At 70.9% G+C, this 14,175-nt stretch carries 16 protein-coding genes; 7 read left to right on the forward strand and 9 right to left on the reverse strand.

Translation table 11 applies throughout. The features are described from left to right. Window positions 1–42: 42 nt before the first annotated feature. Window positions 43–930 (reverse strand): alpha/beta fold hydrolase, encoded by an 888-nt coding sequence (locus ABZ385_RS20285; RefSeq protein WP_358696531.1) that lies wholly within the window; start codon window positions 928–930, stop codon window positions 43–45. A gap of 182 nt (window positions 931–1,112) precedes the next feature. Between ABZ385_RS20285 and ABZ385_RS20290 the strand changes: the two genes are divergently transcribed. Continuing rightward, the gene (locus ABZ385_RS20290) at window positions 1,113–1,736 is read left to right on the forward strand and encodes a GNAT family N-acetyltransferase (RefSeq protein ID WP_358579510.1); all 624 of its coding nucleotides are present in this window, start codon (window positions 1,113–1,115) and stop codon (window positions 1,734–1,736) included. A gap of 166 nt (window positions 1,737–1,902) precedes the next feature. Here ABZ385_RS20290 and ABZ385_RS20295 read toward each other — a convergent pair whose 3' ends face one another. After that, entirely contained in the window at window positions 1,903–2,580 is a 678-nt protein-coding gene (locus ABZ385_RS20295; protein ID WP_358912470.1) for a hypothetical protein, read from the reverse strand. A 156-nt stretch (window positions 2,581–2,736) separates the two neighbouring features. Here ABZ385_RS20295 and ABZ385_RS20300 point away from each other — a divergent pair, with 156 nt between their 5' ends. After that, window positions 2,737–3,390: a TetR/AcrR family transcriptional regulator C-terminal domain-containing protein gene (locus ABZ385_RS20300; RefSeq protein ID WP_358912472.1), complete on the forward strand. Its 654-nt coding sequence runs from the start codon at window positions 2,737–2,739 to the stop codon at window positions 3,388–3,390. A 25-nt stretch (window positions 3,391–3,415) separates the two neighbouring features. On the opposite strand, the gene ABZ385_RS20305 is transcribed toward ABZ385_RS20300, so the two are convergent. From ABZ385_RS20305 to ABZ385_RS20315, 3 genes are all read right to left on the reverse strand, one after another. Beyond that, window positions 3,416–4,792 (reverse strand): hypothetical protein, encoded by a 1,377-nt coding sequence (locus ABZ385_RS20305; RefSeq protein ID WP_358912474.1) that lies wholly within the window; start codon window positions 4,790–4,792, stop codon window positions 3,416–3,418. 88 nt (window positions 4,793–4,880) lie between these two features. Continuing rightward, window positions 4,881–6,485 (reverse strand): citramalate synthase, encoded by a 1,605-nt coding sequence (gene cimA / locus ABZ385_RS20310; protein WP_358579501.1) that lies wholly within the window; start codon window positions 6,483–6,485, stop codon window positions 4,881–4,883. A gap of 370 nt (window positions 6,486–6,855) precedes the next feature. Then, window positions 6,856–7,464, reverse strand: a complete 609-nt coding sequence (locus ABZ385_RS20315; protein WP_358579499.1) for a TetR/AcrR family transcriptional regulator — start codon at window positions 7,462–7,464, stop codon at window positions 6,856–6,858. 258 nt (window positions 7,465–7,722) lie between these two features. Here ABZ385_RS20315 and ABZ385_RS20320 point away from each other — a divergent pair, with 258 nt between their 5' ends. Next, window positions 7,723–8,193 carry a hypothetical protein gene (locus ABZ385_RS20320; RefSeq protein WP_358698685.1) on the forward strand — a complete coding sequence of 157 codons (471 nt, stop codon included), beginning with the start codon at window positions 7,723–7,725 and terminating at the stop codon, window positions 8,191–8,193. Window positions 8,194–8,311: 118 nt separating this feature from the next. Here ABZ385_RS20320 and ABZ385_RS20325 read toward each other — a convergent pair whose 3' ends face one another. Beyond that, the gene (locus ABZ385_RS20325; RefSeq protein ID WP_358912476.1) at window positions 8,312–9,184 is read right to left on the reverse strand and encodes a hypothetical protein; all 873 of its coding nucleotides are present in this window, start codon (window positions 9,182–9,184) and stop codon (window positions 8,312–8,314) included. A gap of 208 nt (window positions 9,185–9,392) precedes the next feature. Between ABZ385_RS20325 and ABZ385_RS20330 the strand changes: the two genes are divergently transcribed. Both ABZ385_RS20330 and ABZ385_RS20335 read left to right on the forward strand, forming a co-directional pair. Then, a complete protein-coding gene (locus ABZ385_RS20330; protein ID WP_358698682.1) occupies window positions 9,393–9,815 on the forward strand; it encodes a hypothetical protein in 423 nt (140 codons plus the stop codon). Between the two features lie 358 nt (window positions 9,816–10,173). Beyond that, window positions 10,174–10,788, forward strand: coding sequence for a hypothetical protein (locus ABZ385_RS20335; RefSeq protein WP_358698681.1), 615 nt, complete (start codon window positions 10,174–10,176; stop codon window positions 10,786–10,788). A 683-nt stretch (window positions 10,789–11,471) separates the two neighbouring features. Here ABZ385_RS20335 and ABZ385_RS20340 read toward each other — a convergent pair. From ABZ385_RS20340 to ABZ385_RS20350, 3 genes are read right to left on the reverse strand one after another with little or no spacing between them, the layout of a single operon-like run. Beyond that, window positions 11,472–12,338 (reverse strand): DUF5753 domain-containing protein, encoded by an 867-nt coding sequence (locus ABZ385_RS20340; RefSeq protein ID WP_358579488.1) that lies wholly within the window; start codon window positions 12,336–12,338, stop codon window positions 11,472–11,474. 6 nt (window positions 12,339–12,344) lie between these two features. Next, a complete protein-coding gene (locus ABZ385_RS20345; protein WP_358698679.1) occupies window positions 12,345–12,860 on the reverse strand; it encodes a DUF6879 family protein in 516 nt (171 codons plus the stop codon). Continuing rightward, window positions 12,835–13,086: a hypothetical protein gene (locus ABZ385_RS20350; RefSeq protein WP_358579483.1), complete on the reverse strand. Its 252-nt coding sequence runs from the start codon at window positions 13,084–13,086 to the stop codon at window positions 12,835–12,837. Before ABZ385_RS20350 ends, ABZ385_RS20345 begins: the two co-directional genes overlap by 26 nt. 233 nt (window positions 13,087–13,319) lie before the next feature. On the opposite strand from ABZ385_RS20350, the gene ABZ385_RS20355 reads away from it, so the two are divergent. Further along, the gene (locus ABZ385_RS20355; RefSeq protein WP_358912478.1) at window positions 13,320–13,841 is read left to right on the forward strand and encodes a hypothetical protein; all 522 of its coding nucleotides are present in this window, start codon (window positions 13,320–13,322) and stop codon (window positions 13,839–13,841) included. Beyond that, a complete protein-coding gene (locus ABZ385_RS20360) occupies window positions 13,838–14,026 on the forward strand; it encodes a hypothetical protein (RefSeq protein ID WP_358579477.1) in 189 nt (62 codons plus the stop codon). The genes ABZ385_RS20355 and ABZ385_RS20360 overlap by 4 nt, the downstream gene beginning before the upstream one ends. Window positions 14,027–14,175: the final 149 nt, after the last annotated feature.

Below are 14,175 nucleotides of genomic sequence, written 5' to 3' on the forward strand. Positions count from 1 at the left end.
GGGGGGAGCTGCCGCCTCACGCCGATCCCCGCCGCGCGGGGGTCACGCCGACGGACGCCCGGCGGTGTGGCTCAGGATCGCCTCCGTGAGGGGCCCGAGCACCGCCGGGGGCAGCGCGTGCCCCATGCCCGGTATCTCCACCAGCCGCGCGCCCGCGATGACCTGCGCCAGGTGCTGCGGGTGCGGGGGCGGGAAGACCGGTTCCGCCGGGGCCGCGACGACGAGGGTCGGGACCTCGGTGGCGGCCAGTTCGGCGGTGCGGAGCATCCCGGAGGCGTCGGCGCGGCCGTGCGCGGTCGACACCGCGTAGGTGCCGGCGTGCTCGATGACGCGGCGCTCCAACTCCCTGAAGTACGCGGCGTCGAACGGCAGTCCGTCGCCCGCGAGCACCCGCCAGTGCTCCACCCGCCGGTCCAGCTCCGCCTCCAGGCCGTGGTCCTCGACCGGGCGGCCCCACATCTCCAGCACCTCCGGCGCGATGCCGGGCAGTTCGGCGACGGGAACGCTCACCCCGTCCGGCCCCACGTACGGCGTCTCGCTCAGCGCGCAGGTCCCCATCAGGGTGGCGCTCAGCACCCGTTCGGGGTGGTCGGCGAGGACCAGCTGGGTCAGCATGCCGCCGAGCGACAACCCCACGAAGTGCGCGCGATCGACGCCGAGGCCGTCCAGTACGGCGACGGCGTCCTGCGCCAAGTCCGTGACGGGGTACGGGTTTTCGTCGAAGCCGTGGGTGGAGCGCCCCGTGTCACGATGGTCGTAGCGGATGACGTGATGCCGCTCCGCGAGCGCGTCCACCAGGGTCTCGGGCCAGCCGAGACCGGAGGCCTGGGCCCCCATGACGAGCAGCAGCGCCGGGGCGTCGGCGGCCCCTCGCCGCTCCGTCCACAGCCGCACCCCCGGAGCCGCCTCCACATACTGTTCCCGCACCATGAGCCACCTCCGGCAAGACGACGACCGCCCGACCGAACCGCCAAGCGATGAGACGAACCGTATCGTCTCATCAACCCGGCCGCAAGCCCCTCCCGGCAAGGGAGGTAAGGTTCCGAAGCGCCTTGAGGTCATTACCATCGGATGACGCACCACTGGTTCGGGAGGACATGATGCTTGCGGACATGGTCAGGACGTGGGCGGCGGGCTGGGCGATATCCCGGCGCACGCCCCCGCCGGTCGAACGCCCCTGGGGGTTCTACATCGAGGTGGCCGACAACCCTGCGGAAGTGGGGCGCCATGTCCTGCCCGTGCCCGATGAGTCGCTGGTCCGCGGCGCGGCCGCCTCGGTGACGACGCCACGCACGTGGATGAAGATGCCCGCGGAGCCCGAGGACATCGAGCCCTGGCTTTCACCGGGATGGGTGCTGGCCCGGGAAGAAACCGGCCACCTGATGGCCAGCGACCTGACCGCCACCGACGTGGCCACGCCCGAGGGTTACACCGCCACCGTTCAGGCTGCCGACGACGTCGTGTACGTCCGCGTACGGGACGCGGCGGGCGAGCTCGCGGCCCAGGGGCAGTTGGCGGTGGTCGGCGAGACCGCGGTGGTGGACCGGGTGATCACGGCGGAGGGCCATCGGCGTAAGGGGCTGGGCGGCTTCGTGATGCGTTCTCTCGCCGACCGAGCCGTGGAACACGGTGCGGACCTGGGCGTTCTCGCCGCGACAGACGCCGGACGCGCGCTGTACGAGACCCTGGGCTGGAAGAAGCACGCAACGATCGCGGAGTGCATCTACCGGCCCTGATGCCGGAAGCCCTGACTCCGGAAGCCCTGACGCCGGAAGCCCTGACGCCGGAAGTGTGGGCCGAATGGAGAAGGCCGGCGTGCAGATCGACGCCGCCCCCAGGCCAGCGACGCCACCAGCTCAGCGCCGCCCCCAGCCCGGGCCGCCGCCCCTCCCCGTCGCCGGGTCACGGTGTCGTGCAGTCCACCGCTCCCGACGAGCGCCGCGTCCGACCCCGTACCGCCCACACGCCGGCCGCTCCCGCCCCCACCGCAAAGCCGTACACCGCGACCAGGCCATGGCCGTTCTCCTGCGTCAGCCACATCGCGAGGCCCAGGACCGGGACGGCGACCGCCGTCACCCGGTCCTTCACGGCTCCGGCTGCGGCCTCGGCTCCGGCTCCGGCCGTGGCCCCGTGCACGCGGGTCAGGAGCGCCGCCGCGAGGGTCGCCCCCAGGAAGTACGTCGCCCCGGAACTGCCCGCGAAATTACGAGGATCCGCGCCGGCGTCGCCGCCGATGCCCAGCAGGGTGTCGAGCCGTTCCGGCAGGAGGATGCCGGACAGGAAGAACAGCAGCGTCAGGGTGCCGCCCCAGCACCAGTGGGCCAGCGCCGCCACCAGCGCGAGCGTCGCGAGGTTCCACAGCACGCCCCCCACGCCGCCGTTCTGCATGAAGACCGAGGTGAACTCACGCCACCAGCCGCTCTCGGCGGGGTCGGCGTCCAGCGCCTCCATCGCCCCCGGCCAGCTCAGCTGGAGAACGACGCCCGCCATGGCCAGGACGCCCAGCACCGCCACGGCCCACGGGAACGGACGCCCTCGCAGCAGGCCCTCGCCCACCGCCGCGCGACCGCTCTTGGCCATCAGCACCATCAACGCCGCTGTCGTAGCTCCGAACAACAGTCCGCCCATATCCCCCGCGCCAGCCTTTCCAACAGTGTTCAAAACCGGTCGCCGCCGAGACTACACGCGGCACGAGGTTTTTCAAACGGTGTTTGAAAACGCTGTTACGGTAGGACCATGAAGCTCACCAAAGAGCGGATCGTCGACGCCGGCATGGCCACGTTCGCCGAGACCGGGTACCACGGCCTGTCCATGCGCCGGGTGGCCGAGCGACTCGGCGTGCAAGCGGGCAGCCTCTACTACCACGTGCGCGGCAAGGACGAGCTGCTGGCGCTGATGGCGGACCGCGTCTGCCGACACGCGTACGACGCCGGCGACACCGCCCTCGCCGCCCTCCCGCCCGAGGCGCCGTGGCAGGACCGGATCGAGACGCAGGCCGCCGAACTGCGCCGGAGCCTCCTGCGGCATCCGGGCGGCGCCCTCCTTCTGGCCGACAGCCCCGGCACGCTCAGCACCGGCGCCCTCTCCCTGATGGAGCGGCTCCTCGCCACCCTGATCGGCGCCGGTGTCCCCGCCGAACAGTGCGGCGTCGCGGCCGACACCCTCCTCAGCCACGTCACCGGCTTCGTGCTCCAGGAACAGGCCGAGCCCCGGACCCAGACGCCGAACATCACCGCCGACGTCTACGCCGGCCTGTGCGCGCGCTTCCCGCTCGTCATGGAGCGGATGCCCCGCCTGAGCCAGGACGAGAAGTTCCGACGCAGCGTCCGGCTCCTGTGCGCGGCCTTCCAGGCGCTCACGCCGGACGGCCCCGCCCCCGAGCGTCCCTGACGGAACGAGTGTTCCTGGACGCCCCTCAGAATCCGCCGCCACCCCCGAAATCGCCGCCACCCCCGAAGTCCCCGCCCCCGCCGAAGTCGCCGCCGCCCCCGAAGTCGCCGCCGCCTCCGCCGAAGTCTCCCGGATCGAAGTCCGCGCCCGACTGGTCACCGCCCTCGAAGCCGCCCCCGCCGTCCCCGTGGCCGCCGCCGTAGTCCGCCCCGTACGCCGGGCCGGCCATCATGCCGCCGAGCATCGTGCCGACCAGCAGTCCGGGCAGCATGCCGCCGCCGAAGTACCCGCCCGCCCAGGGGCCGTACGCCGGTCCGGCCTCCCAGTAGGGGCGGCGCTCCCCGGACTCCGTCGCCACGGTGCGCGCCATCGGGTCCTGGCCGTCCGCCAGGCGTGCCGCGTCGGCCGCGCACACGGGGACCTCGCGTTCCGCGCCCCCGGCGGGCGCCCACACCGCGTCCCGCACCGAGGGGCCGTGCCGGGGGTCGAAGAAGCAGGGGGCGCGCCGCTCGGGCGGCTCGCGCCCCTCGCGGCGCGCGGCGAGCGAGGCCAGCGAGAAGCGGCCGTCCTCCAGGGCCTGGGTCACGCCGCGCACGTCCTCGGGGTGCGTCGCGGCCGCCATGTACGCCTTGGCCTTCTCGTAGGCGTCCAGCGCGTGTTCGTAGTCGGCGCGCATCGCGTCGTCGGCGCCCGGTTCCGCCGGGTGGAAGTCCAGCCGGTCGAGTTCCTCGCCGAAGGCGGTGATGTCCTCGTCCACGACGACGGAGAGCTTGCGCAGTGCCGCGCGCTGCGCCTCCTCGTGGCGCCGCTTCTTGCGCCGGATCACGGCGTACGCGCCGACGCCGCCGGCCACGACCACCACGCCGACGCCGGCGAGGGTGCCCGCGTTGACGCCTTCGTCGGCCGGGCCGCCGCTCCAGGACTTCGGCGCCCTGCCGGACGCCTGCGCGAGGGCCTCGTCCACGAAGGTGTCGAGCTGGGTGTCGGCGCTCTGCCCGCGGACGAGGGAGACGAGGTTGGCGACGGCGTTGCGCGACAGCACGGAACGGTCGGCCTTCGCGTCGAAACCGTCGCCGAGGCGGATCGCGTACACCCCTGTCACGCCGGTCTCGGTGCGCAGGTTCCGGAAGATGTCCCTTCGCGGGAAGTCCTGCGGCAGCACGGCCACGAAGACCGGCTTGTCCGCGTCCTCGATCTTGCGGGCGAGGGCGTCCGCCCGGGTGTCGGAGAGCTGGTCCGACGCCGCCGGGTCGACGTACACCGGACTCTTCTGCCAGGCCGCCGCCACCTGCGAGGTGGTGGAGGCGGTCCGCGCCCCGGGCGCCGCCGTGAAGGACGTGGCGCCCAGGGCGAGCAGCAGCCCGGAGAGCCCGACGGTGAACCGCTTCGTCCGATTCCTCATACTTCGAACGTAACGCAGCGGGGCCTCGGGCACCGGCCCGGGAACAGGGCGGCCTCCCCCGGGGGACGCCCGGCGGACGCCCGGGGGATTAGTCGACGGGCTCGACCCCGGCCCGCAGGAGGCCGTACGTGTAGGCGTCCTCCAGGGCGTCCCACGACGCGGCGATGACGTTCTCCGCGACGCCGACGGTCGACCACTCGCCGACGCCGTCCGACGTGGAGATCAGTACGCGCGTCGTGGACGACGTGCCGTGCTTGCCCTCCAGGATGCGGACCTTGTAGTCGACCAGCTCCAACTTGGCGAGCTGGGGGTACATGCGCTCCAGGCCGACGCGCAGGGCCCGGTCGAGCGCGTTGACCGGGCCGTTGCCCTCCGCCGTGGCGACGATGCGCTCACCCTTGGCCCACAGTTTGACGGTCGCCTCGTTGGCGTGGCTGCCGTCGGGGCGGTCCTCGACGATGGCCCGCCAGGACTCCACGCGGAAGTAGCGGCGGGCCCGGCCCTCGGCCTCCTCCCGCAGCAGCAGCTCGAAGGAGGCGTCGGCGGCCTCGTACGTGTAGCCCTGGAGCTCGCGCTCCTTGACGCGCTCCACGACCCGCCCGACGAGCGCGCGGTCGTCGCCGAGGTCGACGCCCAGCTCCTTGCCCTTCAGCTCGATGGAGGCGCGGCCCGCCATGTCGGAGACGAGCATGCGGATGCGGTTGCCGACGAGGTCCGGGTCGATGTGCTGGTAGAGGTCCGGGTCGACCTTGATCGCGGAGGCGTGCAGGCCCGCCTTGTGGGCGAACGCGGAGACACCCACGTACGGCTGATGGGTGGAGGGCGTGAGGTTGACGACCTCGGCGATGGCGTGGGAGACGCGGGTCATCTCGCGCAGCGCGCCCTCGGGCAGGACCTGCTTGCCGTATTTGAGTTCCAGGGCGGCGACGACCGGGAAAAGGTTGGCGTTGCCGACGCGCTCGCCGTAGCCGTTGGCGGTGCACTGCACGTGGGTGGCGCCGGCGTCGACGGCGGCCAGGGTGTTGGCCACCGCGCAGCCGGTGTCGTCCTGGGCGTGGATGCCCAGGCGGGCGCCGGTGTCGGCGGCCACCGTGGACACGACGGCCTGGATCTGCGCGGGCAGCATGCCGCCGTTGGTGTCGCACAGCACGACCACGTCCGCGCCCGCCCCGGCGGCGGCCCGCACCACCGCCTTCGCGTACTCCGGGTTGGCGCGGTAGCCGTCGAAGAAGTGCTCGCAGTCGACGAAGACCCGCCGCCCCTTCGAGCACAGGTAGGAGACGGTGTCGCGCACCATCTCCAGGTTCTCCTCCAGCGTGGTGCGCAGGGCCAGCTCGACGTGCCGGTCATGGGACTTGGCCACCAGCGTGATCACCGGGGCGCCCGACTCCAGCAGGGCGTTGACCTGCGCGTCCTCGGCCGCTCTGCCCCCTGGGCGCCGCGTGGCGCCGAAAGCCACGAGCTGAGCGTGCCGGAAGACCACTTCCTGCCGCACCCGCGCGAAGAACTCCGTGTCCCGCGGATTGGCCCCCGGCCAGCCGCCCTCGATGAAACCCACCCCGAAGTCGTCCAGATGCCGGGCGATGGCCAACTTGTCCGCGACCGTCAGATTGATGCCCTCACGCTGCGCACCGTCCCGGAGGGTGGTGTCGAAGACATGGAAGGAATCGTCGGGGGTGCTGGTTTCCGTCATGCTGATCAGGCTCCTGTGTCGGATCTCGGTCTACCGGAAAGACCGGCTCCACCGCCCACAATGATCCCGTGCGCTCCGCGTCCGGCTGTTGTTGGGCCGGGAAACGAAAAAACCCCTCGCGGGTGCGAGAGGTCTGCGCGCGGGTCGAGGACGACGGTGTCCGCCCGTACTTGGTGGTACGAGACGGTCACTGCGGACCGGCGCGCCTGCTGCCAATAATCGTGGCGAACGAGAGCACGGACGCAGCCTGCCACAGCGGGGCCGTGCCGCGTCGCTCCGTCTCACGATGCGGGCGGCGCGGTGGACGCGCCGTCCGCGCCCTTGTCGGGCCAGGGCGACGGGGACACCCGGGCGGGCCGGGGTGTTGTCGCTAGGCGACCGGGGTGAGCGCCCCGTCCAGGAACTCCCTCGCGTGCGCGAGGACTTGTTCGCGGTCCGTCCCGCGCAGCCCGATCGCCACGTGGATGGAGAAGCCGTCGAGCAGCGCCCGCAGGCGGGCCGCGAAGCGGTCGGGGTCGGCCAGGGCGAACTCCCCGCGCGACACGCCCTCGGCGAGCAGCGCCACCAGGTCGCGGTGCCAGGCGCCCTCGATGGCGGCCTGCCGGTCGCGGCCGTCCGCGTCGGCGTTCAGGGAGCGGTTCCAGACCTCCAGCCAGAGGGTCCAGTGGGGGTCGCCGGGCCCGTCGGGAACGTACAGCCGGACGTAGGCGTCCAGGCGCGCGCGGGCGGTGCCGGGGCGGGCCAGGACGCGGCCGCGCTCGGCGCCGAGGCGGCCCTCGCTCCACTCCAGGGTGCGCAGGAGCAGCTCGTCCTTGGTGCGGAAGTAGTAGAGGAGGTGCCCGGAGCTCATGCCGACCTCACGGCCGAGCGCGGCCATGGTCAGCTTCTCCAGACCGCGCTCGGCGATCATCTCCATGGCGGCGGCCAGGACGTCCTCACGCGGTGGTGCGTTCTTCCGCGCGCGGACCTGACCAGCCATGTCACCGCTCCTTGATCACCTCGGGCCGCGCGGTACGGCGGTACCGCCCCCTGCGGTCCGCCTGCTCCCCCACTGACCTGCACAGCGGTCGAGTCTCCCACATCGCGTGGAAGGAGAGGAGGCGTCGCCTCAGGGGCGGAGTCCAGACGTCCGCGCGGATCCCCGTTGCGGGCGCCGCGCGGGATGCGCCAGTATTCCGACGCCGCTGGTCCGGAACCCACCGTGCGGACAGCAAGCCCTTCAGCCCGAGGGAAGCCGATGTGGTCCACCCTGATCGCCGTGCTCGGCACGCTCGCCGGTGCCGCGCTGGCCAGTCTCACCGCGCACTGGACGGACCGTCGCGCCCGCGCGGCCGAGCACCGGCAGCAGGTCCTGGACGCCACCGCGCAGCTCCTCGCCGCGTCCCTGGCCTACCGCGAGCAGTACTGGCTCCAGATAGCGGACCTGCGGGACGGTGAACTCCCGGGCAGGGAGGGCAGGGCCGAGCTGTACCGGGCCCGCTCGGCCGTGACGCACGCCTTCGACCGGCTGGCGCTCACCACGACCGACCCGGAGCTGACCTCGATCGCGGTCGAGGCCGCGTGGTCGGCCATCGACCTGGCCGACATCCGGCTGGGAGAGGTACGGGACGGGTGCTTCGCCGAGGAGGTCGAAGCCGCTCTCGCCGCGGGCCGCGAGCGCAGCCGCGACGCCCACACGGCGCTGCGCGACGCCGTCCGCGACCAGTAGACCGGGCACCGCGGGCGACACCCCGGCCCTGGTCCACGCCGGCGTCACCCCAGGACCGAGCGACGTCCACGACCGGGTCCGGTTCGAGTCCGATGATCCTTTTCCGGAAGCTCGCCTCTCAGGCGCCCCGTGCCGTATCGGGGCCTGTCTCGTTCGGCGTCGGCGGACCGCTGATCATCGTTTGCGCGAGGGCGGAGACGATCTCGGCGCGCTGTTCGTCACTGAGGTTCGCGTCCGCCACCAACCGCTCGGCCGCGAGGTAGCGCGAGAACTCCAGCGGCTGATCGAAGTACGCGCGCAGATGACTTGCCGCGGCCTCCTGCGATCGTACGAATGTCCTGCTGACGTAGCCCGCGAGAGCGGCCGCGACGGCCCCCAGTCCGCCCGCGACGACGGCACCTGCGGTCGTGCTCGCCTGCAACGCGATGATCACGAATCCCACGAGGAGAGCAAAGCCGAGGATCATCGCCATCTGGGCATTGCGGAACGAGCGGGACGCCTGACCGAGTGCGATGTCGTGGTAAAGATCAAGGCGCCGGTGCGTCACCGTCCACAACTCGGAGAGCGTCAGTCTCGCCCTGTCTCGATGGGCGCCACCGGCGTCGCCGCCCGGGAAGGGCGCTGCGTCACCATCCCGCCGCCGAGCGTCATCGGCAGTGCTGCCGGGCGGCGACGAGATGTACACATCGCCGTGCACGACCATCGCCTCACCGACGGGCAGCCGTAGCGCCTGCTCCAGGTCATGCTCCGCCTCCCGGACCCGCTCTCGCCCTTCCGAGACCCGCCCCGCCTCGACATCCAGCGGCCTGAGGACGTACGCGCCGACCGTCCCCACTGCGGCGAGCAGCAAAAGAGCCACCGGCGACGACATCCTCCATTCACCGGGACCCAACCGCACATAAAGGAGAATGGCGACGGGAGCGGACAGAAAGAACGTCGCTATGACAATTCTGCGCTTGTTCCAGGATGTGTCCGCGTTGCCTGTCGACATCTGAGGTTCACCCCTGGGCGTGGGCGTGCTCTCCATAAGGGGCGATCATGCAGACCTGTGACTGAACCGTCCAGCGATTCACGAGGATCCGCCTGCGGACGCGGCTCGCATCCGAACGGATCACCGCCACCGTGCGGGGCTTTCGTATACCCGCACCCGCACAAGACGGCATGATGGCCCCTTTCAACTCACCACACTTGAGGGGACCATGAAACACCGCACCACCACCGTCGCACTGCTCCTCGCCGGCGCCCTCGCCCTCACCGCCTGCTCCTCCAGCGACGACAAGGCCGACAGCGAGCGGAACACCGGCCCGAGCGCCACGGCTCCTCAGCTGACGCAGAAGCAGAAGGACGAGATCGCCCGCTCCTCCGGTCTCCCGCCGAAGCCCGACGCCGTCGAGCGAGCCAAGCTCATCCGGGCCCTGCAGGCGGCGGCGCCGGACGTGGTGCGCTACGAGGACAAGGCCGTGGACGCCGCGCGCAACCAGTGCATGGCGATCAACGGCAAGGCCAAGCGCCTCGATTGGCTCGCGTCCCAGCGCTTCACGTACAAGGACGTGACGACGACGGAAGAACAGGGCGCAAAGATCAACGACGCGCTGCGGGCGACGGGCTTCTGCAAGGTCTGACCCGTACACCAGGCCCGGCCGCACACTCAGCGGCCGGACTTTCGCATGCTCTTACAGGGGCCCGCACCGCAACGACACGCGAGCTGGCGTCGGGCAGCCCCCGGCATGAGGCCCGGCCGCGCACCCTCCTCGCGGTGAGGGCACTTGGGCATGAGCGGCGCAATGAGGGTGATCTTGGGAGTGAGGGCGTGTCGCGCACTGGTCCGCGGACCCGGCATGCCCGGAAACAACAGGCCCGCGCCATGCGGCCCTGACGCAGTTTCAGCCGCTCTGTGTCACAGAGACGTCACTGTGCATTCACCTCCCCTCCACGCGGCGCATGATGCTCCTTCAGCACACCCGCATCCCAGGGGAGAACATGCACACCCGCACCGCCATCGTCGCGCTCATCGCCAGTGCGAGCCTGCTCGCGCTCACCGGCTGCGAGGAGAACGACACGAGCACCAGCAAGGGCAAGCCCGCCGCAGAGCAGGACGCAGGCGGTGACACCAAGAAGGCCGCCCTGCCCGACATGAGCGGCAAGGGCCTGCAGTCCGCACAGGATCAGGCTCAGGAGGCCGGGTTCTACGGCCTCACCTCCCACGACGCGCTCGGCCGTGACCGCATGCAGGCCTTCGACCGGAACTGGAAGGTCTGCTCTCAGACCCCGAAGGCCGGCACTCACCCGACCGACACGAAGATCGACTTTGCGACGGTCAAACTGGAAGAGACCTGCCCGGGCAAGGACGCGGGTGCGGACGAGCCGAAGGCGGCGGGGGCGACGATGCCCAGCTTCCAGGGCAAGGCGGTCAAGGTCGCGCGCGGCGCCCTCGATTCCGGGACGAGCATCACCGTCAACGACGCGTCCGGGCAGGACCGGATCATTTTCATGGAGTCGAACTGGAAGGTGTGCTCGCAGGAGCCCGCTGCGGGCGCCAAGCTCGACGGCCGACCTGTGACGCTCAGCGCGGCGAAGTTCGAAGAGTCCTGCTGATCCCCCCGTGGACCGGCCCGGCCACACCCGTGTGGTCGGGCCTTCGCACGCTCCGGTGGTGTCCATGGCGCGCCCCAAGACGAGCAAGGCTGCCTCGTCACCTCTAGGAGCGCGCTGAGATCACTCGCCTCCAGGGCGAGTGCCACGACCGCAACGAGATCGCGCGCTTCACGCTCCACTCGCCGCGCACGGTGTCAGTGATCTGCGCCGACGAACGCCTCGTCTTCGACGTCACCATGACGGAGGCCACCTGGCACCGCGGTGCATCCGGGAAGCCTGACAAGGGTGGCGGGCCAGGGAAGGAGGGCGGCACCGGGCCAGCGGGGAAGAACGGGGTGGGGAAGTCGGGCAAGGACGGCGAGGCGGGCGCGCCGGGCTCGGGCGGACCAGCTGGTCCATCGGGGCCGCAGGGTGAGCCCGGGACCCGCTGGCCCTCAGGACAAGCGAGGGCCGGCAGGATGGGTCCCGCCGGGGAGCGCGGCCCGGCCGGACCGTCCTGTCCTGACGTTTACAGCCTCAAGCCGCCGGCCGATGACCCGGACGCGCTGGTGTGCCGTCGCGACGGCGCCCCCTACCCGGAGCCGGGCAACTCACCGGCTCCTCAGGCCGCGCTCGATCCGGCGCGCCGCCAGAACCCATGGCACAGGCCCTCTTCCGCCTTCGGGCGGAAGGGGGGCTCTTCGTCATGCCCCGGCGCGGTCAAGAGCGTCGATGGCATTCACGATGAGGCCGCGGGCGTCGGCGCCATACACGGCCAGTTCGGTGAGCCTTGCGAACGCCCGCAGGTAGATGTCCAGCTCACCGGGAGCCGTAACGGTCACCTTCGCCGCCAGAAGCTCCACATGGATCCGTGAATCATCGAAGACCGTGAACTGTTCGAGCGGCCACATGACACCGTCCCGCGCGACTGCGGCCGGGATGACACCGAGCGACATGGATGGGAGCGTCATCGCGGCGAGCAGGTTGCCGAGCTGGCCCGCCATCACATCCTGGTCGCCGACCCGGTGGTGGAGGACGTTCTCCTCGATCAGCGTCGCGAAGCGGTGGCCGCCTTCATGGATGACCCGGCTGCGGTGCATGCGGACATCGACCGCCTCCCGCACGTCGTCCGGGGTCCCGCGGAAGCCCGCGATCGTGCTCATCAGCGCTGTCGCGTAGCCAGGGGTCTGCAAGTATCCGGGCATCACGTGGGAGGCGTACACACGAAAGAGCCGGGTGCGCTCGTACAGCTTGGTGGATGCCTCGGCCAGCTGCTTCATGCCCGACCGCTGGAGCCTCTTCCATTGCAGGTACATGGAGTCGGCCTGCCGGTTCGCTGCGACAAGATCGGCCGCCTCGCCATCGGCGCCGCAGGCCACGGACCACGCGCGGATGTCTGCGTCGGCGGGGGCTGTAACTGCGTTCTCGATCCTTGAAGACTTCGCGACGGACCAGCCGCACCGACGCGCGAGTTCCTTGCTGGTGATCCCCGCATCAAGGCGTAGCTCCCGCAGCCGAGCTGCGAGAGCTGCGCGCGCTTCCTGCACGCTGGACGTGGGGAATTGAGACATGCTGGGCTACTTGACCTCGTACTGGTCGTGCGGAACGGCCCGCTCCCAGATGGCTTCGTAAGCGGCCGCGTGCGGGCCGACCACGAACGGGTCGTCACACAGCTCTTTGTTGATCCATTCGCCATCGCCCGAGAAGTGGTGGACGCGCATGAGCCGTCCGTCGAAGATCCACAGGTCGCTGCCCGGCAGGAGTAGGTCCCAGGCTCGGTGTCGCGGAAGCCAGCGCACATCCTCACCGGCCTCAACGTTGGCGCGGGTCTGGTAGTGCTCCCACCGGATGTAGTCGGTAACCGGTTCGGACACGATACGGACGCGACGGACAGCAACGCCGCGGGCAACCGCATCCGCGATGTTCTGGTGGAACGGCCGCCACCAGGACGCTCGGTCGGTCCAGTCGACGCGTTGCCCGGCCTGCCAGTCCTCGAAGCGGGGGTTGCTGAAGTAGGCGTCGCGCATCTCCAGATGGACAGCCGACTTCCCGGTGTTGGCGAGGAGTTCAGAGAACTCCGGGATCGAGTTCATCGCAGGCCTTCCTGATGATCGGGATCATCCGTCTCGGGATCCGGATGATGGTCTCGCCGGGCGGGATCGGTGCACGAGCCGGGGAGAGGGCATCGCACGTGACGCGCGTCTCGTTGTCCGTCTTGTAGCTCTGGATCAGCAGGTCCCCCGCGTTCGCGTCCACCCAGACGGTTGGGCATCCGTCCTCGTCCGTCTCTGGGTCGATCCCGACAAAGTGAATGTTCATGAGGGCTGGCCTCCCGCGCTAGTCGGTTGCAGCGACTTACATCACCGTCGTGGACCCCGGTTACGGTGTCAAGGGCGCGTGCTCGCCATGGCCAGGAGCATTCAACTGCCCTGTAATTCGGTGCAACTTCCTAGCCGCGACGCACATAACGGTCCTAACGTCAGTCGGCACAACGAAGGCCCTGGCAGCCGCGCTAACGACCCCAGGGCGTGGCCGACTGATGAGGAGTCGACATGGGCGAGAGTACGGGGCGCACGCTGCGCCCGAGGAGTGGTCCTCCCGAGTCGGCGGATGCCATGTCTGACTGGCTGGCGCACGCCCAGCGCGCCATCGAACAGGCCCGGCGCGAATGGGCTGACACCGGCGTGGCCCTTTTGCCGCTCGGCCGGCGATTCGACGCGGCCCGCCTCCCTGCGCAGCTCATCCTCGCGACCGTGGGCATGTGCGATCCGCTGGAGGTAACCGAACGCCTCCACCGGTTCCTCAACGGCCCCGTCCTCTTCGACGGCCGCCTCATGGGCGGCACCTTCTACGCCCTCATGCGGCCCAGCCCCGGACAGCCGTGGAAGCACCAGGCCGCCGCACCTCGCCTCAGCACGGGCACCTACCTCGGCGTCCCGAAGATCGGCCGCACGAAGCCGCCCGGCACGCACTGGGTGGCGCCCCCGCGGTTCCCGGGCGACCTGTGCGAACCCGCCACCGTCGAGGCCCTCATCGGCTTCGGACTCCGCATCACCCAGGAGGCTGAGCAGTGACCCCGCGGGCCGGGGTCCCGGAGTTGGACCCGGTGGAGATCGGCCAGGCGGTGGTCAAGCACACCTACGACTGCCCCACGTGCAAGTCCATCGGCCGCATCTGCGCGAAGGGCCGCCGCCTGCGCCGCACCCTGAAAGCCGGCGGCGAGCCCGCCATGCGGCGCGTGAACGGCGGCCCGGGATGAGCGAGGGCACACGGTTCTGCCGGCACTGCAACGCGCCGATCAACGGTGGCCGGTCACGCACGACGGTCGCCCAAGTCCCCTCTCGTCCGGCGGCGTGACCGTCGTCCCGCACAACACCTGCCGTGCTCATCCGGAATTTCCTCTGTCGC

Source organism: Streptomyces sp. NPDC005898, from assembly GCF_040629635.1.
Taxonomy (GTDB): Bacteria; Actinomycetota; Actinomycetes; order Streptomycetales; family Streptomycetaceae; genus Streptomyces.

Bases quoted from the DNA above. Each gene is read 5' to 3' on its own strand.
- ABZ385_RS20330 (WP_358698682.1), top strand. From the start codon at position 9,393: ATGAAACACCGCACCACCACCGTCGCACTGCTCCTCGCCGGCGCCCTC.
- ABZ385_RS20325 (WP_358912476.1), bottom strand. From the start codon at position 9,184: ATGTCGACAGGCAACGCGGACACATCCTGGAACAAGCGCAGAATTGTC.
- ABZ385_RS20335 (WP_358698681.1), top strand. From the start codon at position 10,174: ATGCACACCCGCACCGCCATCGTCGCGCTCATCGCCAGTGCGAGCCTG.
- ABZ385_RS20290 (WP_358579510.1), top strand. From the start codon at position 1,113: ATGGTCAGGACGTGGGCGGCGGGCTGGGCGATATCCCGGCGCACGCCC.
- ABZ385_RS20315 (WP_358579499.1), bottom strand. From the start codon at position 7,464: ATGGCTGGTCAGGTCCGCGCGCGGAAGAACGCACCACCGCGTGAGGAC.
- ABZ385_RS20340 (WP_358579488.1), bottom strand. From the start codon at position 12,338: ATGTCTCAATTCCCCACGTCCAGCGTGCAGGAAGCGCGCGCAGCTCTC.
- ABZ385_RS20350 (WP_358579483.1), bottom strand. From the start codon at position 13,086: ATGAACATTCACTTTGTCGGGATCGACCCAGAGACGGACGAGGACGGA.
- ABZ385_RS20300 (WP_358912472.1), top strand. From the start codon at position 2,737: ATGAAGCTCACCAAAGAGCGGATCGTCGACGCCGGCATGGCCACGTTC.
- ABZ385_RS20355 (WP_358912478.1), top strand. From the start codon at position 13,320: ATGGGCGAGAGTACGGGGCGCACGCTGCGCCCGAGGAGTGGTCCTCCC.
- cimA (WP_358579501.1), bottom strand. From the start codon at position 6,485: ATGACGGAAACCAGCACCCCCGACGATTCCTTCCATGTCTTCGACACC.
- ABZ385_RS20295 (WP_358912470.1), bottom strand. From the start codon at position 2,580: ATGGCCAAGAGCGGTCGCGCGGCGGTGGGCGAGGGCCTGCTGCGAGGG.
- ABZ385_RS20285 (WP_358696531.1), bottom strand. From the start codon at position 930: ATGGTGCGGGAACAGTATGTGGAGGCGGCTCCGGGGGTGCGGCTGTGG.
- ABZ385_RS20345 (WP_358698679.1), bottom strand. From the start codon at position 12,860: ATGAACTCGATCCCGGAGTTCTCTGAACTCCTCGCCAACACCGGGAAG.
- ABZ385_RS20320 (WP_358698685.1), top strand. From the start codon at position 7,723: ATGTGGTCCACCCTGATCGCCGTGCTCGGCACGCTCGCCGGTGCCGCG.
- ABZ385_RS20305 (WP_358912474.1), bottom strand. From the start codon at position 4,792: ATGAGGAATCGGACGAAGCGGTTCACCGTCGGGCTCTCCGGGCTGCTG.